The following is a 25240-nucleotide window of genomic DNA, read 5'->3' as shown; positions in this document are numbered from 1 at the left end:
CAACCGCTTAGTGCTCTTTTATTATTTAGGAGATTTTATCCCATTTGATCGTATTTTCTAAAATAAGAGCCAATATAATGCCTATAAGTAACCCATTACCCAGTAAAGAACTAAACATTGTTGGTAACGAATTTAGTACCGCAGCAGGTGCTGACATCAAAAAAATGCCAATAAAAATAGGTAATGCGAGGCGATAAATATTACGTGCATTTAATTTCATATCCGTCAGAAATGAAAATGACGAAAACAATAACGGCAAATAAGTTGCTAACATAACCGCGCTACCAATGGCTAACGGCAAAGAGCGGAAAAATTGAGTCAATACTGCAACCCCGCCCACACATAAGAAAATAAGGCTGCCAATAGTAAAAGAGATACGTGAACAATCTTTTGTTTGAGTAATTAGACCAATTGATGAAACAAACGGTGAAAAAGGCACTACGCCTATCGGCGCTGCTAATATTGTTACAACTCCTGACATCATAAAACTACGCCGATATAAGGACTTAACGGGTAATGAATTAGGGTAAAAAACATCCGTTCCGCGCATTGCTCCAAACGTATTTGATGTGTTTAATATCCCAGCCAAAATCGCTGTTATCACAATGCTTATATTAATTTCATCAGAGCGGCCTAATGGAAATAATACCCATTCCCCTGATGAAACAGATGATATCGTGCTACCAAATAACCCACTATAGGCAACCCACCCTATGATTGTTCCAATCAATAATGCATATTTGCTAATATTCACGGGTAAATACACAATTACCCCTATCACAAATATCAGTACTGCGAGCGCCAAAAAGAATACAGGATAATTAACTGTAATATTTTCACTGCCAACACCAAAGGGTAGCCCTAACATTCCTTTTAAAAAAATAGTGACCAGTTGCGCGCCAAGTAAAAACATAAAGACCACCAGCACACCAGGCTTGAACAAACCCGCTAACCAACCACCAAGACCGCTTAGGCCAATAAGAATAGTAATAATCCCAGACAGAAAAATCCCCATGGCTAAACTCCATCCAATCGTCTCAAGAGGAGTTCCTTGCATAGATTCTGACAAAGTTACGGTTAAAATTGTTGCCCACCACAACCCTGTTGGCCCCTCCATCACGGAGCGTTTATGGCCTATAAATGCTTGCAACAAGCAAGCTAAAGCTGTTAATAAAAAAGCATACTGAGTAATAACAAACGTGGTTTGTGGTGACAAATGAAAAGCAGACTGTAACGTCGGGGGAATAACAACCGTATTACAAAAGATAAAAAAGAACCATTGAAAGCCAGAAATAATATTATTTTTTGTAATAGCAATATTCCGCATTTTCATTCCTTACTGGTGATTATATATCTGACCAGCTTAATGTTTATAACGGAAAATTTCTAATTTAAATCTAATTGTTATGATATTTATAAATCATCATTTATTCTTATCATTATAAAAAATAGCTTCATACGCTATTAATTCTCTATTTTTATTTTCATTCGACTAGTTGATAAAAATAAAGCGGGGGAAAATATTATTCCCGCTTTATTTATTACCTTTATTGCCGATATAAAAGTACGTAGTTACCAATAAAAATTATAGATAGGAAAGCGGCCAGTGTTTAAAATAAATATGCTTAGCTTGCCAATCCACTTTATCAATATTGTCGACCAATAAATGTTTTGCAACTGTAAATGCAAATTCAAAACTCACACCAAGCCCTTTTGCACTGATAAACTTTCCATCAACAACAACATCCTGATCAAGATAAATACCATCATTAAATTTTTCAGCCAGCTTGTCGCCTGTACTGTAGTATCTCCCTTCCAGTAACTCGTGTGCGGCTAATACCTTTGCGCCTGAAGAGCATAGTGCACAAATATATTTATCCTCATGTATATGCCGACGAAGAAAATCAACCACCTTTTCATTCGCATACAAGCGATCAGTTCCTTTTGGCCCCCCAGGCATCATCACCGCATCATAACTATGGGCTAGCTTATCGACTAAAAGATGATCTGCACTAATTTTAGTACCAAAATACGTATTTAAAACAAGCGTATCCATGCAAGACAGCACATCTACATGAATATCTAACCGGCGCATGACATCAATGAAAACGACCGCTTCTCCTTCCTCAAAACCATCAGCGAGTAAAACAGCAACTTGTTTCATAACATTCCTTTTTTTAAAAAGATCTACTGCGTATCATCAACAACAAATTTGGTTTATACATCAAACAAATTCAGATTATTTTGGCTTATTAAAGTGTTCCATCACTTTTACAAACACGAATTTTATCCATCACAACCGCTTTCATCGCCGCCTTTCCGGGAACCAGATAATGACGGGGATCTGTCGCTTCTGGGTTTTCAATGAAATACTGCTTAATTGCATCAGAAAATGCGATTTTGAGTTCTGTTGCGACATTGACTTTACAAATTCCAAGCTCAATACAATGCCTAACATCCGCATCAGGGATCCCCGAAGCACCATGAAGCACTAAAGGCACATCTGTTTTTTTACGGATTGCTTCTAGCCTAGCGAAATCCAGATGTGGCTCACTTTTGTACATACCGTGAGCTGTTCCGATTGCAACGGCTAATGAATCAATACCCGTTCTTTGAATAAAAGTAACGGCGGCATCAGGGTCAGTAAAAAGCGCATCCGCGGCATCAACAACTAAGTCATCTTCTTGTCCGCCTAAACGCCCCAGCTCCGCTTCTACTGTGCAATCCCATTGATGACAGAAATCAACAACCCGTTTAACGATTTGAATATTTTCATCAAACGGAAAATGAGAAGCGTCAATCATCGCAGAGCGCACCCCCGCAGAGACTTTCTGGAAAATATCTGGAATATCTTCATGATGATCGAGATGTAAAGCGACTGGGACTTTATAGCGCTCAGCCGCTTGCTGACAAATAGCGATCAAGTAGTCACTTCCTGCATAAGAAAATGTACTCGGTGTCCCCGCTAAAATAACGGGAGACGCCATTTCTGCGGCAGTTTCCATAACAACTTGAATGGTCTCCAAATTGTGAATATTAAATGCGGGAACTGCATAGCCTCCCAGTTGGGCTTTGTTCAACATATTACGGGTAGATACCAAGTACATAGTCGCCTCTTAACTTTCGATTGATTTCGATTAATATTAAACGAAAGAATAGGAAAGGTAAAAGATCTAAATCACATTTCCATCCCTTTCGCACTGAAAGCAAATGAAAGAAAGGCTAGAAGTAGTGAGCCATTTTAGAGCTATAACTCGTGACTCCTTTACGTAACAGATTGTTTTTAGGGCGCCTTGATTGACCTAATAGCATTTCAACTACTTTCTGAGAACATAACTGCTTTTCTAAGCGACGTGTCAGAGGAGATTGTTGTTTGAGGTAATCTTCACGAAATATCACAGTAACCTCTTGTGTTTCTTTCACACCAATAACCGTTGCTGCAATGGACGATATTTCGAAATGAAAGTCTGAGTGTTCAATTGGCAGCGGACTGCTAGGGCTATCCCAAAGTTGAATGCGGTTGCCACAATACAAAGCAATAATCACTGCACGTAATGACCAAAAACTACTCGCAGGACCACTATAATTATCGACTAAGCGGGCATCATAACCAAATAAACCTTGAGTTGGCGCTCCTGCTTTTAAAGCACCATGGCCAATAAAATAACGTAAAGTGCTTTCTAGTGCATTTTTAGCCTCACCCACACTCACTGCATCACCACCTAAATCAACGCCTGCAAGTAAAGGCGCGGACACCGCGAGGCGATAACATGCACTGCGGCCAAAAAAGGGGATCCCTTGTGGTGTCATAAAATAACGATAATGATGGTTAAACTGATTTAGTGAACTACGAATGAATTCTTCATCGAAGTCTGGGCAAATTTGGTTTAGCCAATATAATGAGTAGTAAAATCCCCATGCATTGTAATAATCGAAGTTACCTTTCGCGCCATCTCGAAACCAGCCATCACCCACGTAAAATTGTTTTACTCTTTCATACCGCCACGTTGCAATGGCATCTCGACCAGTGAGAGCTTGGAGCACAAATTGCACAGTAAGCGGGAAAAGGTGCCAGTTATTATCAACGATATCGCAATGATTAACCTGTTCAAACCACTCAATAATTCGTTGTTGCGCAAGGTTATCTAATTTTTCCCATACCCACTCACGACTCAACCAGAGAGTCAGCGCTAAATCTGCAGATTCACAAATTTTTTGGTCATAATTTTCAAGCCTTCCCCAATAGCCTTTATGAGCAGGGTCTGTACCATGTAAAAATGCATTTTTGATGATTTCAGAAAGGTCAATTGATGCTAAATTTAACCCATTCAATGTTGCTTTTTGGCTGTGAACTAGCCATGAAGCAAGTAAAGGTAGTACCCTACTAACCCCTTCTAGGGCATCAGTTCGCACTGTTTGCTGGCCTGGGCTACCAGGGTAGTAAGCGTGGGAGTAACCCCATGTTTGATAATGAACAAAGGCTTCCGTCGTATAGCGTACTAATAATTCGCAAAGAACTGAAAGAGGTTGATTTTCATCTTGAAAGGCTTTGGTGATGTGGTTATCGTTACATTGATAGGCTGACTTTCTAATTAATCTTCGAATGATATTCTCTTTGAATAACTTCTGATAAATTTTGATATCAGGGTGTTCATAAGGCAGCTTTGGGCGTTCAGTCGGTATTGTCATACGTATTTCTCTATGATGCAAACAGGCGCATCCTTGCGCGCAGATTAAAATAAAATCTTGTGTTTATTTTGCTGATTCAATCAGAACTTGGTAACGATCTTGCCCCCATACAACGGGTTTAGGCTTATCTTTAACCCATTGATAATAAGCAGATTTTAACTCTTTTACTTTTTCTGGATATTGCGCCGCTAAATCATTCGATTCGGCTGGGTTTTGTTTATCATTGAATAATTGAAGCTGGTTAGAACCATCATCATAAAAATAAAGTGCCCATTCCCCATCACGGATCGCCCATGAACCTTTCGATAGTTTTTCTAAATTTGGGTTGTTTGGAATTTCTTTGCGTTGATAAGTGATCCATTCATGGTAGCCATGCCAAAAATCTTGGTTTTCTTCGCTGTAATGTTTCGTCCCTGGCCCTGTCCAATACAGGTAGTCATGTGGTGACTTTTCTGTTTTACCCATTAAGAGTGGCATAATATTTTTGCCTTCAACCTTCATGCTATCAGGTGTGGAGATCCCTGCGTTTTGTAATGCAGTTGGTAAGATATCAATCGCAGAGACCATCGCATCACTCTGTTTACCCGCTGGAATATGCCCTGGCCAATAAGCGACAAATGGAACACGTACACCACCATTAAACATTTGTCCTTTAAAGCCTTTATCCATCGCATTCATTGGCATTGGCGACTCATGCACTGCGCCATTGTCAGAAATAAAGAAAATTAGCGTATTATTTAATTCACCATTTTCCTTTAGCGTGTTGATAATTTTGCCAATTCCCTCATCAGCCGCATTTAATGCAGCAAAATATTTGTCGGCTTCAACATTACCCGTGTTGAATTTATCCATGTATTTCGCTGGCGAGGCTTCTTCTAATGGGATGTGTGGTACGCTGTATGAAAGATTGATAAAGAAAGGTTTATCTTTGTGCCCATCAATGAAATTAATAGTTTCATCCGTTAGTAAATGCGTGGTATAGCCAGACGCTGGCACATTTTCACCATTTCGCCACATTGCCGGAGAGTTCCAAAGTGCCGCTCCCGATGCATAGAAACTATACGCATAATCGAAACCTCTTTCATGAGGTGAAAAACCAGGCTCTGGTGTCGAAATCATATTATCGTGATAATCACGAGTTTGCTTTTCTGATGCAATTTTAGGTTTTTTCAAGACCTTCGCATTATGCCATTTCCCGATACTAGCTGTGGCATAACCATTTTCTTGGAATAGTGCCGGTAATAGTTTGATGTCTTGTGGAATACCTAACATCGCATCATCATTACTGTAAGTGCCAAAGCTCGCAGGAGAACGCCCAGTAAAAATACCCGCTCGTGATGGGCCACAAACAGGATGAGCAACAAATGCATTGGTCATCTTAATTCCACCAGCAGCCATATCCGCAACATTTGGCATTGCCACTCTTGCTGCTTCCACCATCTGATTAATATCACCCTGATAACGCTGTGGTGACGGGCGCTGTGCAAGTTCTTTGACATCAAGACTATCAAGCACAAAATCGAGCTGCCCTGTTCCTAAGTCATCCATGATAATCAATAAAACATTCGGCTTTTCTGGTGTCCCGCCCGCATTCGCCGCAATAGGAGGCACTAGGCTACTCGCTGCTATCAATCCAGCTAGCAGGCTTCTCTTCATAGAAGGTAATCTCACAAAAATATCTCCAGATAATATGATTATTGCTTGTAAGCATGCTGTATTGCACCCAGTGCATCACTGGCTAAAGCGCCACGTGATATCGCTTGGCGCATTAACTGCATACCTAAAGCGGTATGATGAAAAATCTTTTTATATGAATGACATAAATAATTATGGCGATATTTTTCACCTTCTATCGCCGTGATCCGGTGCTTAGGGCAACCACCATAACAGAGGCTTTGAACCTCACAGCGCTGGCAAAGATTAGTTAGCTTGTCATATTTATTTTGCCCAAAACGGACTTGCTGCTTAGAGGAGACAATACGAGAAAGGGAGTGTTGTTGTACGTTACCTAATCGATTTGCGGGGTACACATAGTGATCACAGGAATAGACATCCCCATTAGATTCAATAATCAGCGCTTGCCCACACGTTTTAGATTGCACACAGGTTGATGCTGGATAGCCCATCCAAGTCCCTAATAAGCTATCAAATAGACGAATATAAACTTTGCCAATATCTCCTTGATGGATCCATTCATCGAAAATATCAGCCATAAACTGCCCATAACCTTCAGCGGGCACTGAAAAAGGTGCCATCACGGCATTTGGCCCAGGTGCATAATGGCCACCTTGGATATGAGGAAAGCGCCTATCCACCTCAACAATAGGGATAAACTGAAAAAACGTGGAACCCAATGCTTTCAACGCACGGTACGTTTCTTTCCCTTTCCGCCAATTTTGGTCATTAACAACGGTTAAGGTATTAAATTCAACACCATATTCAATCAAAAGCTGAATTGCTTTTTTAACACGCTCAAAAGTTGGGTTGCCATTAACGGAAATTCGATATTTATCATGAACTGCTTCTAAACCATCAATAGATACACCGATTAAAAAATGATGATCTGCAAAAAACTGCGCCCATTGCCGATTAATCGCTATCGCATTAGTTTGCACACTGTTTGTGATGGTTTTTCCTTGGGCATATTGCTTTTGATATTTTACAACTCGCTCAAAGAATTCGAGCCCTGCAAGTGTTGGCTCACCACCTTGCCATGAAAAATCGACCTGCTCACCTGCATGGGACTGGATATAGTCTTTGATATAACGACGTAGCACGTTATCAGGCATAACGTCATGTTGGTCTTGCGCAGGTTGCTCGTGAAACACATTTTCTTTTTCCAGATAAAAACAGTATTCGCATTTAATATTGCAGCGATAACTCGTGGGTTTCGCCATCATATGAAAGTAAGTGGGTTGGTTTGCAGGCATTTAAATTAATCCGAAACAGTCAGGTTATTTTTATAGCATTACCCAAAACACGAAAAATCAAAAGAGATTGAAATCACAAAACGGCAAAATGAAAGAATTTGAAAGAAAGTAGTTTGAGTTAGAACAATTGAAGAGAGTATAAATAACATACAGTAAACCGCTGACTTTTGTTTTTGATTTAAAGAAACTTCTCTTCCTTTCGAAATTTAAATATCACCTTCACACTTTATGCCGATTTTTGAGCTTATATTCCGCGAATTTTTTGCAAATATTGCTAATATTTATGCAAAACACCGAGTTTGCTCAGTAAAAGTACAATTATTGATACTTTATTGATTGGATACTTTCTTATTCGAAGATATGATATTTAAAATTTGAAAATATCCGTAAGCAAACAACACGCAAATCGAAACTTTGTGAAAGAGATCAAAAGTTTTGTTTTTTTTCGTTGTCGGTATTTTTTAGCGTAGTAAACTTAATTCGAAATCAAATGAAAGCAAATCATTTGGTTTCGTAAGGAGACGAAAGTGAAAGCGGCAGTTGAACGGCGTATGGAAATCCTAGACATGATTAACCAACAAGGTAAAGCACGAGTCGAAGATTTAGCCGAAATATTTAAAGTTTCAAGTGTCACCATCCGTAGCGATTTAAGCTTTCTTGAAAAGAATGGTTATGTGGTCCGCTCCCATGGGGCAGCAATTCCGAATACTGGGTTTATTGCTGAACTAAGCATCCACGAAAAGCGTGGGCAGAATGCGGGCACAAAAACATTAATAGGGGAAGCCGCCGCCGCGCTCATTAATGATGGCGACACGATCATTTTAGACTCGGGGACAACGACACGGGAAATTGCGACACACTTAAAGTCGCGGGATAACGTCGTTGTCATGACTAACGGTTTAGATGTCGCAATGGAGTTAGCAACAGCCGCAGGCGTTGATGTACTAATGACTGGCGGCGCATTGCGCAAAAATGCTTTATCGTTTTCTGGCTCACAAGCAGAAAATAGCCTCAGAAATTATCGTTTTGACAAGGTTTTTCTTGGGGTTGATGGATTCGATTTACGCGTTGGTATCACAACACACAATGAACAGGAAGCTAGCCTTAACCGGTTAATGTGTGAAATCTCGGAAACAGTTATTGCGGTTGCTGATTCTACGAAATTTGGTAAGCGCAGTTGTCATATGATCCGTGAATTCGCTGATATTGATGTTTTGGTGACAGACTCTGGGATTCCTGAAGAATATGTCCAAGAGTTGAAAAACCATAAAATTGAAGTAGTCATCGTCGATAAAGAGCAATAATTCGCTAACTCCATTAACAATACAACCGTGTTGATTGTGGAGTTAGTATTAATGCATCCTTTAGAAAAGATTGTTCAGCAAAATAAACTTGGTAAACAGAATGGTATTTATTCTGTTTGCTCAGCCCACCCATTTGTGATTGAAGCATCATTGCACCAAGCGCTGGATAATGATTCCTTTCTTTTAATTGAAGCCACATCGAATCAAGTTGACCAATTTGGTGGCTATACGGGTATGACTCCGGCTGATTTTTTCAATTATGTAGTTGAAAAAGCAGAAAAAATCAATTTCCCTCTGAATAAGTTAATTCTTGGTGGTGACCATTTAGGTCCTAATCGTTGGCAAGGGCTTAATGCCGCTGATGCCATGAATAATGCGGATGTCTTAATTGAGCATTACGTTGCCGCAGGGTTCAAGAAAATCCACCTTGATTGCAGTATGTCCTGTGCAGATGATCCCGTTCCACTCACGGATGAAATTGTTGCACAACGTGCCGCCCGACTCGCCGTTATTGCAGAAAAGACCGCCAAAGAAAAATTCGGTTACAGCGATATCGTGTATGTTATTGGTACAGAAGTTCCTGTACCTGGTGGAGCAACTGAAGATCTTGAAGGCGTTGAAGTGACAGCCCCACAAGCCGCGAAGAAAACATTAGACTGCCATGCGAAAGCATTCGAAAAAGCAGGTATCAGTGATTGCTGGACACGTGTTATTGGCCTAGTCGTTCAACCTGGCGTGGAGTTTGACCATATTCATGTTATTGATTACCAACCCCAAAAAGCACAAGCCTTGAGTAAAGTTGTTAATGACTATCCTCACCTCGTTTTTGAAGCACACTCAACCGATTACCAAACACCAGATGCCTATAAGCAGCTCGTTCAAGACCACTTTGCCATTTTAAAAGTTGGCCCTGCTTTAACATTTGCTATGCGAGAAGCACTCTATTCTCTATGTGAAATTGAGGATGAAATGTTCCCGACGGAACAGTGTTCCCACTTAAAAGAGAAAATGGAACAGCTGATGTGCCGTGAGCCCGAATTTTGGCAAAAGTACTACCATGGTGATGCCCAGCAGCAAGCGTTTGCACGCGTTTATAGCTTTAGTGACCGAATTCGTTATTACTGGCCTGATAAAGAAATTAACCAAGCCATAGAAACACTGATGGCTAACTTATCTTCAAAACCGATCCCTTTACCACTTTTAAGCCAATACATGCCGCATCAATTCCAACAATTGAGAGAAGGCATGATCGACGGCTCAGCGAAGTCCTTTATTTTTGCAAAAATTCGCGACGTACTTTCGGTATATGCCGATGCATGTAAATTTAGTCACTGAGGTTTGACATGGAATATTTAAGCTATCAAACACCTGAACTCGAAAAGCTAAACGCATTCTGGACAGCAAAAGAAATTGAACAACAACCTGAGTGTTGGGAAAAAACAAACCAGCTAATACAAAAGCAACGCGCTGAAATTGATGCATTTTTAGCTAAAGTACTTCAGGCATCAAACGCACGGATTATCATGACAGGTGCTGGAACATCAGCCTTTGCAGGGCGCGCTCTTGCCCCTGTTCTAACAGGCCATTTAAAACGTCGCGTAGATGCCATTGCCACCACGGATTTAGTTGCCGACCCAAAAGAATATTTAGCGGAAGACGTACCAACGTTACTCATTTCTTTTGCTCGCTCGGGCAATAGCCCCGAAAGTGTTGCCGCCCTCGATGTGGCAGAAAAATGCTTAACTCAATGTTATCACTTAGTTTTAACCTGTAACGAACAAGGACAGCTATATCGTTATTGCCAAAATAATACCCATGCATTAGCCATTTTAATGCCTGAAGAGTCAAATGACCGTTCATTAGCAATGACGTCAAGCTTTTCATCCATGATGATGGCTGCACTGTGTATCTTCTTAACCGAATCCTTCTATTTAAACGAAATTAAACCTTATTTCCAAGATTATCACGACAGTTATACCCAATTTAACCGTCGTATCCGGGAAGATTATGCAGGTAAATTTAAACGAGTCATTTATTTAGGTAGTGGTGGCCTACAAGGATTAGCACAAGAAGCCGCCTTAAAAATGTTGGAATTAACGGCTGGTAAGGTCGTTGCTAACTTCGATACTCCTTTAGGCTTTCGCCATGGACCGAAATCTATCGTCAATAAAGAAACGTTGGTCGTGCTGTTTCTGTCAAACGATAAATACACCAGACAGTATGAAACTGACTTATTAAGAGAGGTAATTCACGATAATGCTTCAGCAAAAGTGATCGCGGTCACCTCCTCTTCTGATGACACACAAATAGAAGAAAGTTTTGTTTATATTAAAAAAATGGAGAAATGCTCAGACTCAGCCCTGTTTTTTCCTTATTTAATGTTAGCACAGGCCTTTGCATTCCATAGTTCCATTGCACTGGGGAATACACCTGATAACCCATCTCCAACTGGAGAAATTAATCGAGTTGTTCAAGGTGTCACTATTTACCCGTTCTCATATCAAGAAGATGGCGTCATACCTTCTTAATGATAAATATAGCTAATAATAAGAGAGCAATTATATGCACGCACCAAATATTGTCTGGACCCGAATCGATGAGCGTTTATTACATGGGCAAATTCGAATCACTTGGGGTAAACACACTGAAGCAAATTTAATTCTTGTTGCTAATGACGATGCTGCGGATGGTCCTAACGCCGCTTTTATGCAAGCAGGAATGAAAGCCTCCGCGGGTGGAGAATATGCCGTCCGGTTTTTCTCTATTGAAAAAACCATTGATGTCATTCACAAAGCATCTCCTCGTCAAAAAATCTTTATTCTTTGCAATAACCCAACAGATGTTGCTCGTCTTGTCGAAGGCGGCGTTCCTATCACTCACTGCAACGTCGGTAATATGCATTTCCATGAAGGAAAGCGCCAAATTGCCAAAACGGTGTCAGTGGATGAAAGCGACTTAGATGCATTTCGTCGGCTTGTTAACAAAGGAGTAGCTTGCACGATTCAAAATACTCCCGATCAAACCCCCGTTAATGTTCTGACTCTCGCATCAGCATAGGCAGAGTGAAATAACAACTTAACACTAAGGCGTTTAAGGAAAACTATTATGATTTATGAAGCTTCTCTTGTGGCTTTATGGGCCTTCTTTTGCGGTATAGATAAGTATGACGTTGCACTCAATATCCACCGCCCGCTGATCACAGGGCCTGTAGTTGGCCTGATTATGGGTGATATGCAAGTCGGTTTAATTGCAGGTGCAACATTAGAATTAGCTTGGCTTGGGCTTGTTCCAAATGCTGGGGCTCAGCCACCTGATGTCACTTTAGGAACTATCGCTGCTGTTGCATTTGCCATCATGACTAACCAGTCACCAGCGGTAGCTATGGGGATCGGAATGCCAATTGCTGTTCTCATGCAAATGATCATTATCGGGTTTTTCGCTATCACCGCATTCACCATGGGGAAAGCTGATCGCTACGCGGAAAAAGCGGATGCAGCTGGGATCTCCCGATTATTAATCGCCACAATTACCGTTCGTTCTTTACTCTATGCGATCGTCGCCTTTGTAACAGTTTACTTTGGTGAACACGCAGCACAGTGGATTGATGAAAACACGCCAAAAGTGCTCCTCGAAGGCTTAGGTATTGGGGCAAAAATGGTTCCAGCAATTGGTTTCGCTATGCTGTTAAAAATCATGTGGTCAAAAGAAGTGGCTGGCGTGTTCTTTGTTGGTTTCGTTATGACCACTTATCTCAAACTACCAATTATGGCCGTAGCAATACTCGGTGCATCTGCAGCGGCACTGTATTACTTCTTCAGCGGTAACAACAACAAGAATAACTCACAACAAAATGAGGATTTTGAAGATGGTATCTGATAACAAAACTGCAGTAGAAACCAAAAACTTACCAGCGGAATCCTACGTTGATGGCATTGATGAGTATCAAGATACCACTGTCCGCAAAGTCATCACGAAAGGCGATCTATGGCGTTGTGCTTTTCGCGGGCTATTTATGGAGGGTAACTTTAACTTTGAACGTATGCAGGGGGGAGGATTTGCATTCTCCATCATCCCAGCACTACGCAAAATTCATGGTAATAACAAACGTGATTATGCAACCGCACTGAAAAACCACTTACAGTTTTTTAATGCGAGTCCAAAATTATTTACTTTCTTACTTGGTACTGCTGTTGCCATGGAAGAAAACAAAGAGAAGCCTTCTACTGTTAACGTCATGAAAGTAGCGGGTATGGGCCCAACAGGTGGAATTGGCGATGCTATCGACCATATGACATTGATGCCACTGACTTTAGCGTTAGGTGCATCTATCGCAATGGAAGGCTCAATTGCTGGCCCATTCGTTTTCTTCTTTTTGTACCAAATTGTTCACTTTTTTGTCTATTTCGGCTTGATGTTCATGGGCTATCGCGCAGGTACTGCAGCGATGGTTAACATGAGCGACGCAACAGAAAAACTGGCTAAAGCCGCTAACATCATGGGTATTTTTGTGATTGGAGCACTTTCCGCCACTTTCATAAAGGTACAAACCACCGCCGCAGTCGAGGTGGGTGGCAAGGTGGTCGAACTACAAACCGCCTTGTTCGACAAAATCATGCCTAACTTGCTCCCTCTGTGCCTTGTCTTTTTGATGTTCAAAATGGTGAAAGGGACTGGTTTCTGGGCAAAACCGCCAGTACTTATCTTCTCTGTCTTAGCCTTCGGTGTTATTGGCCATGTACTTGGTGTGATGTAACAGAATCGTATTAAATTGTTTTTAGGTGGGTAACTAAGTTACCCACCAGCAAGGAGTTGTAAATGATTGGTTTGATTGTTTCTGGACACATTAATTTTGCAAGTGGCATGGCTTCCGCAGTTAAAGCCATCGCAGGTGAACAGGAAAATATGGTGTTTATTGATTTTGTTGAGACCCTTTCTCCCAACGAATTGGAACAACAAATGCGAGCAGCAATGGACACCATGAATTGTGAACATGTGCTTTTTCTCACCGACCTTCCTGGTGGAACCCCTTGTAATCGCGCTATGGCAATTATGATGGAAGATAAATCCGTTGAAGTTTTAGCTGGCGTTAATCTGCCGATGATCGTCAATGCGGCATTAGAGCGTGAAGGCGTTGATACAAAAGAACTTCTTTCTATCTTACACGATATTGGCACTAGCAGTATTCAAGACCTACGTCAGCAACTGACTATGATATCAGCACCTGAATTTGAAGAAGATGGCCTATGAAACAGCAATATGCCATTTTAGCGGATCGCACCTTTACTCCAGAGGGAATTCGCTATCAGCAATATGTTCGAGTGTGTAACGGTATTATACAGGAAATTACGGATACCGCCCCCGAACACTGCCCAGTCATTCGTCTTGAAGGCCGCTCCTTACTACCAGGATTTGTTGATATCCATATTCATGGCCGTGCTGGTGCAGACGTCATGGATGCAAGCCAACAAGGGTTGCAAACCATTGCTGATGCATTAGTCAAAACAGGTGTTGTGGCTTGGGTGGGAACGACCGTCACCGCCCCCATGGATGATATCAAACGCGCACTAATCCAAGTGTGTGAATTTATCACCAAGCCGCAAACATCAGGCGCCCAATTAGTCGGCAGTTTTTTAGAAGGCCCTTACTTCACTGAACGTCATCGAGGATCACATCCTGTTAAGTACTTAAAGGCGCCGAGCATTCATGAGTTGGAAGACCTTGTGCAATGTGCTAACCACACCCTTTTGCGTGTAGCTGTTGCACCTGAAGCAGAAGGCGCTATTGAGGTTATTGATTGGTTAGTACAACACGGTATTAAAACCAGTGTTGCACATACTGCTGCCGATTTTATACAAACCCGCCTCGCATTTTCACATGGTGCAGATTGTGGCGTGCATCTTTATAACGGCATGACGGGTTTACATCATAGAGAGCCTGGTTGTTGTGGCGCAGTGTTGTACCACGATGTCCTTGCGGAACTGATTGCCGATGGCATTCATGTTCACCCTGTCATGATGCAGTTGGCTTATCGAATGAAAGGTTACCAACAGCTAGCGTTAATCACGGATTGCATGCGAGCTGGAGGGCTACCAGATGGTGATTATGCCCTAGGGGCACAGACGGTGAAAGTCACCCAAGGGCAAGCTCGCACTGCAGATGGTTCTCTTGCTGGTAGTACGTGCAGCCTTGATAACGCACTGCGCAATATGGTGCAACTCGCTCATGTTCCTGAGTGGGAAGCTGTACAAATGGCCACATCGGTCCCCGCTCAATACCTTGGAATTGATGACCAATTTGGCTACATCCGAGTTGGGGCTCAAGCTAATTTTGCCGTTGTTGATAATAATTTTTATCTAACAGACACATTCATCAGAGGTGAACACGTTCACTCTGTATTCGGGGATACCGACCATTAAGGTTGGTTACCTATCAGTAAATCATGAGGTATTTATAATGGAAATTCGTCAACCAATTCACAGTGAGCATGCAAAAACACTTGATACTGAAGGCTTACGCAAACAGTTCCTGATCGAGAACTTGTTCCGTGAAGGGGAAATGAATCTCACTTATAGCCATATCGATCGCATTATTGTGGGCGGCATTGTTCCAACACAAAAGCCACTCGCTCTTATGGCAGGAAAAGCATTAGGCGTTGAGTTCTTTCTTGAGCGTCGTGAACTAGGTGCAATTAATATTGGGGGGGCAGGTCAAGTTATCGTTGATGGCGAAACTTATGATATCGCACCAAAAGAAGCTATTTATATTGGTATGGGTGCTAAATCTGTCGAGTTTATCAGTAACGATGCCATTACCCCTGCACGTTTTTACATCAACAGTGCTCCTGCACACCATACCTATCCAACACGCAAAATTACTATCGAACAAGCTTCACCAGAAAAATTGGGTAATGTTGAAAATTGTAACGTTCGAACCATTTATAAATTCTTACACCCATCTATTTTACCAACCTGCCAATTATCAATGGGCATGACAGTACTCGAACCCGGTAGCTTATGGAATACCATGCCATGCCATACCCATGAGCGCCGTATGGAAGTGTATCTGTATTTTAATATGAAAGAAGACAACGTTGTTTTCCATTATATGGGTGAGCCTTCCGAAACACGTCACATTGTTGTTCGTAATGAACAAGCCGTCATTAGTCCAAGCTGGTCTATTCACTCAGGCGTGGGAACTGCGGCTTATACATTTATATGGGGAATGGTTGGGGAAAACCAGGTATTCCACGATATGGACCATGTCGCGATGAAAGATCTGAAATAACCCTTTTATCTTTTTAACATAATAAAAAACGATGTGGCAGTACTGTCACATCGTAAGTGAGGCACAGATGAACTTATTTGATTTAACAGGAAAAGTTGCGATTGTCACTGGATGTAATACCGGTTTAGGTCAAGGGATGGCAATTGGTTTAGCCCAAGCAGGCGCGGATATTGTCGGAGTTGGTATCCAAGATGCCCCTGAAACACGTGCTCAAGTTGAAGCTTTAGGCCGTAAGTTTCACTATATTATTATGAATTTAATGGAACAAGATGGGTTACAAACTTTGGTTGATGATGCAGTATCCGCTATGGGCCATGTTGATATCCTTGTCAATAATGCAGGTATTATTCGCCGTGAAGACTTATTAGAGTTTAGTGAAAAAGATTGGGACGATGTGATTAATATTAATCAAAAAACCTTATTCTTTTTATCTCAACGCGTTGCGCGCCAATTCGTGAAACAAGGTAATGGCGGGAAAATTATTAACATTGCGTCAATGCTCTCGTTCCAAGGTGGTATTCGAGTTCCATCATACACGGCAAGTAAGTCAGCTGTCATGGGGCTCACTCGAGCACTTGCCACTGAACTTTCCCAATACAATATCAATGTGAATGCAATTGCCCCAGGTTACATGGCAACAGACAACACGGCGGCACTGCGCGCTGATGCAGATCGCAACGCAGCTATCTTAGAACGTATTCCAGCAGGCCGTTGGGGAACACCAGAGGATTTGGCGGGACCTGCCATCTTTTTAGCCTCCAAAGCAAGTGACTATATTAATGGTTATACCATTGCGGTTGATGGTGGCTGGTTAGCTCGCTAACCCATCTGGAGAAAAGAATGGAACAATCATCATTACCAAAACCATTACAACGTAATACAGTTTTAGACGATATGAAACGGGTTTACCGTTATCAATCAAAAAACCAAGTACGCAGTGTGCTTCGTCGTAGTGGCAAAACCCGTTTTATTAAAGATACGGACTGGGAACGTGGTGTTCTGTGGTCTTGTGTTGCTGCTGCATGGCAAGCAACACAGGATAACGAATATCTCGCTGGTGTATTGGATTACACATTACATACAGGATTTCGTACAGGACCTAACCCGCGATTTGCCGATGACCATGTCTGTACCCAAGCCTATTTAGCCGTAAGCTCACAATTTGATCATCCAGAAGTCCTTGAGCCCACTATTAACGCATTCAACCTTATGTTAGTTGAGCCAAAACCAGGTCGAGAGGACTGGTGGTGGTGTGACGCTCTTTTCATGGCTCCTCCCGCTTTTGCAGCATTATCTGCACATACAAATGACAGCCGTTATTTAGATTATATGCATACTGCTTATTGGGATGCGATAGAACATTTACGAGATCCTGAAACTGGCTTAATTTATCGTGATTATCGCTATATTCCTGATGGCAAAGGTGGTGAGTTGCGTGAAAAAAATGGTGAAAAAGTATTTTGGAGTCGAGGTATTGGCTGGGTTATAGCTTCTATCCCGCGCATCTTACAATCTTTACCTGATGATTTTCCTGCTCGTCAGCAGTATGTGGATTTATTTACTCAGCTAATAGAAACTGTCATTCAATACCAACAAGAAGATGGTTTCTGGCGTACCAGTTTGCTCGATCCCCAAAGCTTTCCAGCTCCCGAAAGTAGTGCCACTGCGTTATTTTGCTATGGCTTAGCGTGGGGCTTAAACCAAGGTTTACTGGAAGAAACACACTACCTGCCTTTGCTCGAAAAATCATGGTGCGCACTACAAAGCTGTATTCATCCCAATGGGATGTTAGGTTGGGTGCAGCTTCCAGCATTCAACCCACGAGATGTCCAGTATGACCATAATATGGATTATGGCGCTGGAGCCTATTTATTAGCAGCAAGTGAAGTTATTCAACTCAAAATTTAATTTATTACAACCCAATTTACCATTGCTCAAGTTGTCATTTCATTAATTTATTTTTGGCCAATTTATTGGCCATTTTTCTTACTGTTTTTCGTATCATTCTTCCACTTTTATTTACATAGCCAGCAATAAAAAAACCCACGATCACTCGTGGGCATATAGTTATTTAATAGAAAGTGATATCACCAGGTATATTGAATACCCACACGGAAACGTGTTTGTCGGTCACTTGAAAATCTATTTTCTTTTACATTACCCACTTCAACAAATGGGCGCCACAAAGCACCATCATCAGCTTTGATATCATAACGAAGACGAACATTGTGTTGATAATCGAATTTCTTATCATTATAAAGAGGTTGAGCGTTGTCAGCCATTTCCCACATTAAATCTAACTGATATTGTAAATCTAAATTCCCCCATTTGTAGCCGATCCAACTATCAAACTCTTGGATCTTAGAGTGATAATTACTGCCATTCTCCCCTGCTTGGCCATAATCCCATACTTTCCATTTATAACGGCCTTGCAAACGAATGCCATTATCGAATGTATAATTTAAACGAACATAAGGAACATACACTAGACCTAATTTATCAAAATCAAGAGAAGCACCAACTAGTCCCACTAAATTTGGGTTCAATTTTTTATAATAAAATGCTGAGAATTCGGAGCCATCAATTTTCATTGCATCATAGGCACCATCTTTATTCCCATAACGAGCATCTAGTTCAAATCCAATATTTTTCCCTGTATCCAAAAAAGCCTTAATTCTATCTCCACTTTTTCCTGATGCATCTAAATATTGATGGCGATACTCAATTGTTGTTTTATAGTTATTTGCAAGAGCATATTGTGATGAAATTGAAAGTAATACTGCACTAGCAATAATTAATTTTTTCATTATCTTTATTCCAAAGCTGTGTACTATTTAAGCACGAGGATAGTGATTCCCTGTTTTATTAGAGAATAATATTTTCATTTTTTTAAATTAATGCCACCTAGTTTATTAGGTGGCAAAAAATGATTTATTTAACTTCACAAGCTGAAACTTTTTTATTTAATTTATTTGTTGTTGCTGTAATGAATTCTGTTGGTCTCCAAGAATCACCCGTTTTTTCTAACCATGGTATGAGCTCATCTTTAATTAATTCATCAATAATTGGCTTATTTTCGTCTGCCACATTTTTCATTTGATAAGGGTCGTTTACATTATCATAAAGCGTATATTTCAATGGTTGTCCATCTTGGCGGTCAATAACCAATGTATGTGTTTTCGTTCTTACGCCACGTTTACCAAACGAAGGTTCACCATAAGGAATAAATAAATAAAGTTGAGAATTGGCGACTTCACCTTCACCAGTAACGACACGCTCAGCTAAGTTACTGCCTTCAACTGAGCCAGGGATCCACTGCTCTAACCCCAATAAGCCTAGGATCGTTGGATAGATATCTGGTGCTGACATTAATGCATCATCTTGTCCTGGTTTAATTTTACCTGGCAAGCGGAACATCATCGGAACACGCATCGATTCTTCATATGGGTTATTTTTCGTCGGTTGGCCATTTGCACCAAGACAACTCCCATGATCCGAAAAGAAAACGACTAGTGTATTATCTGCAAGCCCTTGTTTTTCAAGCTCATCAACAATACGACCAAATTGTTCATCGACGCCGTTTACCATTGCCAGATATTCTTTAAAATATTGAGGGCCGTAACCTTCTTGGTATTCCGTATCCCATTTAACATTCTGCCGAGTATTTAACTCTTGTGATGTTTTTCCTTTATAGACATCGAGATATTTTTGTGGAACTTGGTCATACGGTGAATGTGGGGGGTTCATTGAAACAACCAGCGCAAATGGCTTTGTATTGTCACGATATTGCCCATTTTTATTCTGTAAGAATTTTATGGCCATATCCGCTTCATGTTCTGGTCCCCATTGGTCGACATAAACAGGTTTTTCACGTGGCGTATCGTTAGCCCAATACATTGGCTTCATATGCAGGTCATATGTCCCATAGGAGTACCAAAAATCAAAGCCATGGCGGCGATTTGGCGCTGCCCATTCATTCCAATAACGCCCTTCCATCGGGTTGTTATAACTTTCAATAAAAGGGGCGTATGGCGCATCTAAATGCCATTTACCAATATAACCTGTGCTGTAATCTAGTGATTTTAATACATCAGACCAACAATTAGCATAAGGCGATAAATCAATCCCTACCTTTCCGCCATAATCATGTGCATTGCCAGTGATACCATTACGAACAGGATATTGTCCTGTCATAAACATGCCACGGAATGGAGAACATAATGGGTAATTTGACGCCATTTGCGTCATGACTTTCGCCTGTTTGGCAAACTTATTTAAATTAGGCGTAATTGACGGATCTTCTCCCATAAATTGTAGCGCATGGGCACGCATTTCATCAGGAAATACTATCAATAAATTAGGCGCATTATCAGGCCGATAAGGTGTACCGTTTGAAGGTTTTCCTTCATTGGCTAAAATGGGACTAGAAACCGATATTGCTGCACCGCTGGCTGCTAATCCTTTTATAAAGGTTCTTCGCGAAACAGTCATTGCTTCATCCTCTTTTTGTTTACGTTTTCTTTCGTTTTTGGTTAATACATATTATTTATACTTTTACATAAGATCAAAAAGTAAGTGATCGAAAATACCAAAATTCAAGTAGAGATCACAAAAAGTAAGCAATTCATCGAAAATAAGTCGATTACCTCGCTGTAAAAAGATGATAACAACTTAGGAAAAATAACCATAATCAACTGATTTTTAATAAAAATTAATAATTCAGAGATACTGAGCACAAAAGTGGAATTTTGCTTTGAAATTACATAGCAAGTGGTAGTTAAACAGTCGACAGTAATTTTTCATTTACTTTCAAATAAGGGGTAGATAGAGGCAATGTGAAACAATACAAAGAAAAATTTTTATCACTACCCTATAAAAATCAACCAATATAAGAGGCATTATAAAATTTATTCAATTATCTAAATGAAAGATAAAGAAATAAAATGTCAAAATATGATTTTAAGCATTCATTCCATCTACTTTTCTATTAATGTTGTTAAATTAAAATTGTTTTTATTTTTAGAATAAATTATCTTTTAATTACCTAACAAAAATATATATTAATTAAATTTAAGATAGAGCGAGTTTAATACTAGGTGTTAAATAAAATATACATTGTGAAAGAATATTATCACGTATCAATATCAATAATTTAACAATGCAAAGTTGGGAAAAATAAGGTAGGAATAAAGTCGCTCATTTTAATTCATTATACGAATAATGCCACTATTAATTATCAATTTTATATTCTCACTAGCATTTCTTAGAAAAATTCAACAGGTCTGATATTCAAAATATCTTTAGTTGTGATACAAGAATAATACTGTGAAATGAAATTACAGTCACAGATATAACTAATGTAAAACGCATTCTATAAGATGCTGGGGAATTAAAAGAATGAATATTGTTGAGCGGTTTATTTCTTACACCAAAATTAACACCACCACTGATAGGGAAAAGGGCGCGGCAGGAATTATGCCATCCTCAGAAGGGCAACGTGTACTTGCGAAACAACTGGTTCAGGAGCTAGAGGCTCTGGGCGTTGAAGATATTAAACTGCGTGACACTGCCATTGTCACCGCCACACTGCCCTCTAACCTTGATTACGACGTCCCAACTGTCGCATTTTTTGGGCACTTAGACACAAGTGCAGAACAAACTAATGATACTAAAGCACAAATATTGCCTTATACCGGCGAAGACTTGTGTATGAACAAAGAACTGAATATTTACTTACGTAAGAGCGACTTCCCTGAGCTAGTCAATTACATTGGCGATGACATCATTGTCACCGATGGAACCAGCTTATTAGGTGCTGATGATAAAGCGGCTATCGCATCTATCATGGATATGCTGCAGTACTTCAAACAAAACCCTGACGTAAAACACGGAACCATCAAAGTTGGTTTTGTACCTGATGAAGAACAAGGCCTGCGCGGTGCAAAAGTGTTTGATGTTAAAGAGTTTGGTGCAGACTTTGCCTATACTCTCGACTGCTGTGGTATTGGTGAGTTAGTGTATGAAAACTGGAACGCAGGGGATGCAGAAATTATCTTTACAGGTAAATCTGCCCACCCAATGTCTGCAAAAGGTAAATTAATCAACTCATTACTGATGGCACAAAAATTTATTGCCATGTTACCTGGGGGTGAAGCACCCGAATATACCGAAGGGCGTGAAGGCTACTACTGGGTTAAACAAATGTCAGGAAACAGCGCGCGTACTGTGTTAAAAATGGACGTTCGCGATTTTACTGAAGAAGGCTACCGTGCACGTATGGCTTTCTTGAAAAAACTGGCTGAAAACTGTGAAGACCTGTGGGGCAAAGAAAGCGTCGTTTGCAAATTAGCCGACCGCTATTCAAATGTGTATAACAGCCTGCAAGGTGATAACAGCTATCCGATTGATATTGCTGTTGATGCTTACCAAGCTTGCGGAATTACACCGAAAGTTATTCCAATGCGTGGGGGTTATGATGGTGCGGCATTGTCGCAAAATGGCTTACCTTGCCCGAATATTTTTACTGGTGCTCATAACTTCCATTCAATCTATGAATACCTCCCAGTAAAATCTCTGTACGCAGCAAGCGATGTTCTGAAACAAGTGGTCCAAATTACGGCTGAACGCTTCAAACCAGGAGCGAAAGCATGATCCCAATTCTAACGGTTCTGATTATCGTTGTTTTGGTTGCGCGGTTTATTTTGAAGGGCTACAAAGCAGAACCTGTGTTACTCATCGCGGGTTTAGCACTGATGATCTTCACCATGGCACTGGGTTGGGGGCCAATCCTGCCTAAAAACGTCGCAACAACAGGGATAACCTGGCTCGATCCATTTGAAGTAATGCGTGACCTTTTCAGTAGTCGTGCGGCAGATCTTGGTTTGATGATCATGGCTTTGATGGGCTTTGCACAGTATATGGACCATATCGGTGCAAATGAAGCCGTTGTTCGTGTTGCCACTAAGCCACTGAAAAACATGCGTTCGCCATATGTGTTGCTGTTTTTCTCTTTCTTATTGGCAAGTATCCTACAACTGGCAATCCCGTCAGCAACTGGTCTTGCTGTATTACTGATGGGAACCATGTTCCCGATAATGATTGGCTTGGGTTTATCCCCTGCATCCGCGGCTGGGGTTATTGCAACCTCCCTCGGTGTTGCATACACACCAACCGCCATCGATGCGATTCGTGGCGCAAAAGCCGTTGATATGTCTGTCGTTGAATATGTCCTTTACTACCAAGGCCCTGCGGCATTAGCCACTGTGCTGGTGGTAGGTATTACACATATTTTCTGGCAACGTCATTGTGACCGTAAACAAGGCTTTGTGCCTGAAATCGGTAAAGCCGTTCAATCCAATGAGAAAGCTGAAAGCAAAAAATCCGTTCCAGGATACTATGCATTTCTTCCTATGCTACCAATCGTGATGGCGGTCGGTACATCCAATCTATTCTTTGCAGGTATTCACTTAGATGTGGTGACCATTGTATTGATTGCGATGGCAATTTGTATGGTGATTGAAACCCTAAGAGTACGTAATTTTAAATTGGTATGTAATGGCTTTCAGACGTTCCTTAACGGAATGGGACATGCTTTTAGTAACGTTGTTGGCTTACTCGTTGCAGCTGGGGTATTTGCTCACGGTATCAAAGTCAGTGGTGCGATTGACCAACTGATTTTAGGGGCGGAGTCAGTCGGCTTACCGCCATTTGCTATGGCGATCGTCTTTGCCCTAGTGACACTTGCTGCCGCAATTATCATGGGCTCAGGTAATGCGCCATTCTTAGCGTTTGTGGAGTTAATTCCGCAAATCGCACACAGCATGGGCGTGAACCCGATCTCGATGATCCTACCGATGCAACAAGCTTCCCATATGGGTCGTGGTATGTCCCCAGTAGCAGGCGTGATCATTGCCGTATCCAGTGGAGCAAAACTACAGCCTTTCGATGTGGTGAAACGAACGGCGGTACCGCTGATGGTCGGTTTTGTTGCACACTGTGCAATCATTGGTATCTTCTATTAGTCTGTATGACTATGAGTCACAAAATAGAAAAGAGGGAGAAACTCCCTCTTTTTTTGCTTAAAAATCAATGATCACATTGGCAAGCCTTAACCACATCATGGTGCTTATCGGATCCTCCTGGACAACAAGCATCTATCGTTTTATTGATAATTTCAGCCAATGTATTAACTGTCGCGATAATTAAAGGGAGCTGTTCACAAACCGTTGCACAGCTAGACTTCTCTGTATCTGGGCGACTCGGAGGCGTTAAGCTATCACATAAAATCTCTTGCAGAACCAACGAAAAATTCGCTATTCCAGTAGTATAAATATACGCACGTCCCCCCGTTTGTACTGCTAAACGCTCATACTCTTTCGTGACTTTGTCTCGGTCACTCAAGGTTGGGAAACGGTCAATATTGGATGGATCATCATTTGGTGTGCCTTGATAAGTATATACTTTTACATGGGCATTTTGTGCAACGGCAATAGCCTCGTTATTTTTCAATACCGCCGCGCTCGTTAACGTCCCTCCGCCGCCTTCTAAGCCTTCATCCCCCAAGACAAAAATCGCTCTACGTGCGTTATCACGCCAATCAAAATAGTTACTGACATCAATCACCGCGCGACACAAATCTTCTTTATTACCTGCATGGTCAATACCATCAGCTTCTTTAAAAGGCTGCCTTGCCTGTAAACTACTTTGATTAACGCCTAAAGCAGTTAAATAGTCACTCACTGATTGGTCAAATTTTGTGTTATCCCATGTCCCTTGAATACCTAAAAAAGTGGCTCTTAACTGAGAAGGACAATTCGCAGCTGCTTTTTCGATAGCCGCATCAATTTGCTGACTCAGGTCATTTGACTCATCAGACATTGAACCACTGGTATCAATAATAACGACTAAATCCAATGCAATAGAACCACTTCCAGTGACAATCTGGGAAGTATTAATAGCGGCAAAATTATTCGAAAAATTCCCTTGTTGGGTAGACAAGTTCATTTTTTCATTATCACTCTGATTATTTATAAT

22 protein-coding genes are annotated in these 25240 nt (G+C 41.0%); 13 read left to right on the top strand and 9 right to left on the bottom strand.

The features are described 5' to 3' along the window. Window positions 1-25: 25 nt before the first annotated feature. From AABS66_RS19320 to AABS66_RS19295, 6 genes are all read right to left on the bottom strand, one after another. Window positions 26-1327: a uracil/xanthine transporter gene (locus tag AABS66_RS19320; RefSeq protein ID WP_206086805.1), complete on the bottom strand. Its 1302-nt coding sequence runs from the start codon at window positions 1325-1327 to the stop codon at window positions 26-28. Window positions 1328-1585: 258 nt separating this feature from the next. Beyond that, window positions 1586-2164, bottom strand: coding sequence for a DJ-1/PfpI family protein (locus tag AABS66_RS19315; protein ID WP_206086806.1), 579 nt, complete (start codon window positions 2162-2164; stop codon window positions 1586-1588). A gap of 88 nt (window positions 2165-2252) precedes the next feature. Beyond that, window positions 2253-3107, bottom strand: a complete 855-nt coding sequence (locus tag AABS66_RS19310) for a tagatose bisphosphate family class II aldolase (RefSeq protein WP_206086807.1) — start codon at window positions 3105-3107, stop codon at window positions 2253-2255. Between the two features lie 115 nt (window positions 3108-3222). Further along, window positions 3223-4689: a DUF2264 domain-containing protein gene (locus AABS66_RS19305; RefSeq protein ID WP_272539921.1), complete on the bottom strand. Its 1467-nt coding sequence runs from the start codon at window positions 4687-4689 to the stop codon at window positions 3223-3225. A 63-nt stretch (window positions 4690-4752) separates the two neighbouring features. Further along, a complete protein-coding gene (locus AABS66_RS19300) occupies window positions 4753-6360 on the bottom strand; it encodes a sulfatase family protein (protein ID WP_430225326.1) in 1608 nt (535 codons plus the stop codon). Window positions 6361-6383: 23 nt separating this feature from the next. Further along, on the bottom strand, window positions 6384-7619 hold the full coding sequence (locus AABS66_RS19295; protein WP_349416040.1) for an anaerobic sulfatase maturase: 1236 nt from the start codon (window positions 7617-7619) through the stop codon (window positions 6384-6386). A gap of 527 nt (window positions 7620-8146) precedes the next feature. Between AABS66_RS19295 and agaR the strand changes: the two genes are divergently transcribed. The 11 genes from agaR to AABS66_RS19240 all read left to right on the top strand — a co-directional run bounded on the left by agaR (window position 8147) and on the right by AABS66_RS19240 (window position 18115). Then, a complete protein-coding gene (gene agaR / locus AABS66_RS19290) occupies window positions 8147-8923 on the top strand; it encodes a transcriptional repressor AgaR (RefSeq protein WP_206086811.1) in 777 nt (258 codons plus the stop codon). Window positions 8924-8974: 51 nt separating this feature from the next. Continuing rightward, the gene (gene kbaZ, locus AABS66_RS19285) at window positions 8975-10258 is read left to right on the top strand and encodes a tagatose-bisphosphate aldolase subunit KbaZ (protein WP_206086812.1); all 1284 of its coding nucleotides are present in this window, start codon (window positions 8975-8977) and stop codon (window positions 10256-10258) included. Between the two features lie 8 nt (window positions 10259-10266). Then, on the top strand, window positions 10267-11451 hold the full coding sequence (locus tag AABS66_RS19280; protein WP_206086813.1) for an SIS domain-containing protein: 1185 nt from the start codon (window positions 10267-10269) through the stop codon (window positions 11449-11451). Between the two features lie 34 nt (window positions 11452-11485). Beyond that, on the top strand, window positions 11486-11980 hold the full coding sequence (gene agaV, locus AABS66_RS19275; RefSeq protein WP_206086814.1) for a PTS N-acetylgalactosamine transporter subunit IIB: 495 nt from the start codon (window positions 11486-11488) through the stop codon (window positions 11978-11980). Window positions 11981-12028: 48 nt separating this feature from the next. After that, window positions 12029-12799: a PTS N-acetylgalactosamine transporter subunit IIC gene (gene agaW, locus AABS66_RS19270; protein ID WP_094962833.1), complete on the top strand. Its 771-nt coding sequence runs from the start codon at window positions 12029-12031 to the stop codon at window positions 12797-12799. Then, window positions 12789-13676 carry a PTS system mannose/fructose/sorbose family transporter subunit IID gene (locus AABS66_RS19265; RefSeq protein WP_206086815.1) on the top strand — a complete coding sequence of 296 codons (888 nt, stop codon included), beginning with the start codon at window positions 12789-12791 and terminating at the stop codon, window positions 13674-13676. The genes agaW and AABS66_RS19265 overlap by 11 nt, the downstream gene beginning before the upstream one ends. A gap of 62 nt (window positions 13677-13738) precedes the next feature. Then, the gene (gene agaF, locus AABS66_RS19260; protein WP_206086816.1) at window positions 13739-14170 is read left to right on the top strand and encodes a PTS galactosamine/N-acetylgalactosamine transporter subunit IIA; all 432 of its coding nucleotides are present in this window, start codon (window positions 13739-13741) and stop codon (window positions 14168-14170) included. Then, window positions 14167-15339, top strand: a complete 1173-nt coding sequence (gene nagA / locus AABS66_RS19255; protein WP_206086817.1) for an N-acetylglucosamine-6-phosphate deacetylase — start codon at window positions 14167-14169, stop codon at window positions 15337-15339. Before agaF ends, nagA begins: the two co-directional genes overlap by 4 nt. Before the next feature lie 37 nt (window positions 15340-15376). Next, the gene (gene kduI / locus AABS66_RS19250; protein ID WP_206086818.1) at window positions 15377-16207 is read left to right on the top strand and encodes a 5-dehydro-4-deoxy-D-glucuronate isomerase; all 831 of its coding nucleotides are present in this window, start codon (window positions 15377-15379) and stop codon (window positions 16205-16207) included. 67 nt (window positions 16208-16274) lie between these two features. Beyond that, a complete protein-coding gene (kduD, locus tag AABS66_RS19245) occupies window positions 16275-17030 on the top strand; it encodes a 2-dehydro-3-deoxy-D-gluconate 5-dehydrogenase KduD (RefSeq protein WP_206086819.1) in 756 nt (251 codons plus the stop codon). A gap of 17 nt (window positions 17031-17047) precedes the next feature. Next, window positions 17048-18115: a glycoside hydrolase family 88/105 protein gene (locus AABS66_RS19240; protein ID WP_430225325.1), complete on the top strand. Its 1068-nt coding sequence runs from the start codon at window positions 17048-17050 to the stop codon at window positions 18113-18115. Window positions 18116-18294: 179 nt separating this feature from the next. On the opposite strand, the gene AABS66_RS19235 is transcribed toward AABS66_RS19240, so the two are convergent. Together AABS66_RS19235 and AABS66_RS19230 are read right to left on the bottom strand one after the other, a co-directional pair. Continuing rightward, window positions 18295-19014 carry an oligogalacturonate-specific porin KdgM family protein gene (locus tag AABS66_RS19235; RefSeq protein WP_206086821.1) on the bottom strand — a complete coding sequence of 240 codons (720 nt, stop codon included), beginning with the start codon at window positions 19012-19014 and terminating at the stop codon, window positions 18295-18297. Window positions 19015-19138: 124 nt separating this feature from the next. Next, on the bottom strand, window positions 19139-20698 hold the full coding sequence (locus AABS66_RS19230; RefSeq protein ID WP_206086822.1) for a sulfatase-like hydrolase/transferase: 1560 nt from the start codon (window positions 20696-20698) through the stop codon (window positions 19139-19141). Window positions 20699-21604: 906 nt separating this feature from the next. On the opposite strand from AABS66_RS19230, the gene pepT reads away from it, so the two are divergent. Both pepT and dcuC read left to right on the top strand, forming a co-directional pair. Next, the gene (gene pepT, locus AABS66_RS19225) at window positions 21605-22858 is read left to right on the top strand and encodes a peptidase T (RefSeq protein ID WP_272682097.1); all 1254 of its coding nucleotides are present in this window, start codon (window positions 21605-21607) and stop codon (window positions 22856-22858) included. Continuing rightward, window positions 22855-24228: a C4-dicarboxylate transporter DcuC gene (gene dcuC, locus AABS66_RS19220; RefSeq protein ID WP_206086824.1), complete on the top strand. Its 1374-nt coding sequence runs from the start codon at window positions 22855-22857 to the stop codon at window positions 24226-24228. Before pepT ends, dcuC begins: the two co-directional genes overlap by 4 nt. Before the next feature lie 64 nt (window positions 24229-24292). Here the strand turns inward: dcuC and AABS66_RS19215 are convergent, their stop codons facing one another. Continuing rightward, complete coding sequence (locus tag AABS66_RS19215; protein ID WP_430225328.1) at window positions 24293-25210, bottom strand: VWA domain-containing protein; 918 nt, start codon at window positions 25208-25210, stop codon at window positions 24293-24295. Window positions 25211-25240 lie beyond the last annotated feature (30 nt).

This window comes from Providencia sp. SP181, from assembly GCF_050446505.1.
Lineage (GTDB): Bacteria > Pseudomonadota > Gammaproteobacteria > Enterobacterales > Enterobacteriaceae > Providencia > Providencia vermicola.
The sequence above is the reverse complement of the archived record's forward strand: the minus strand, read 5'-3'. Positions and strand labels throughout refer to the sequence as shown.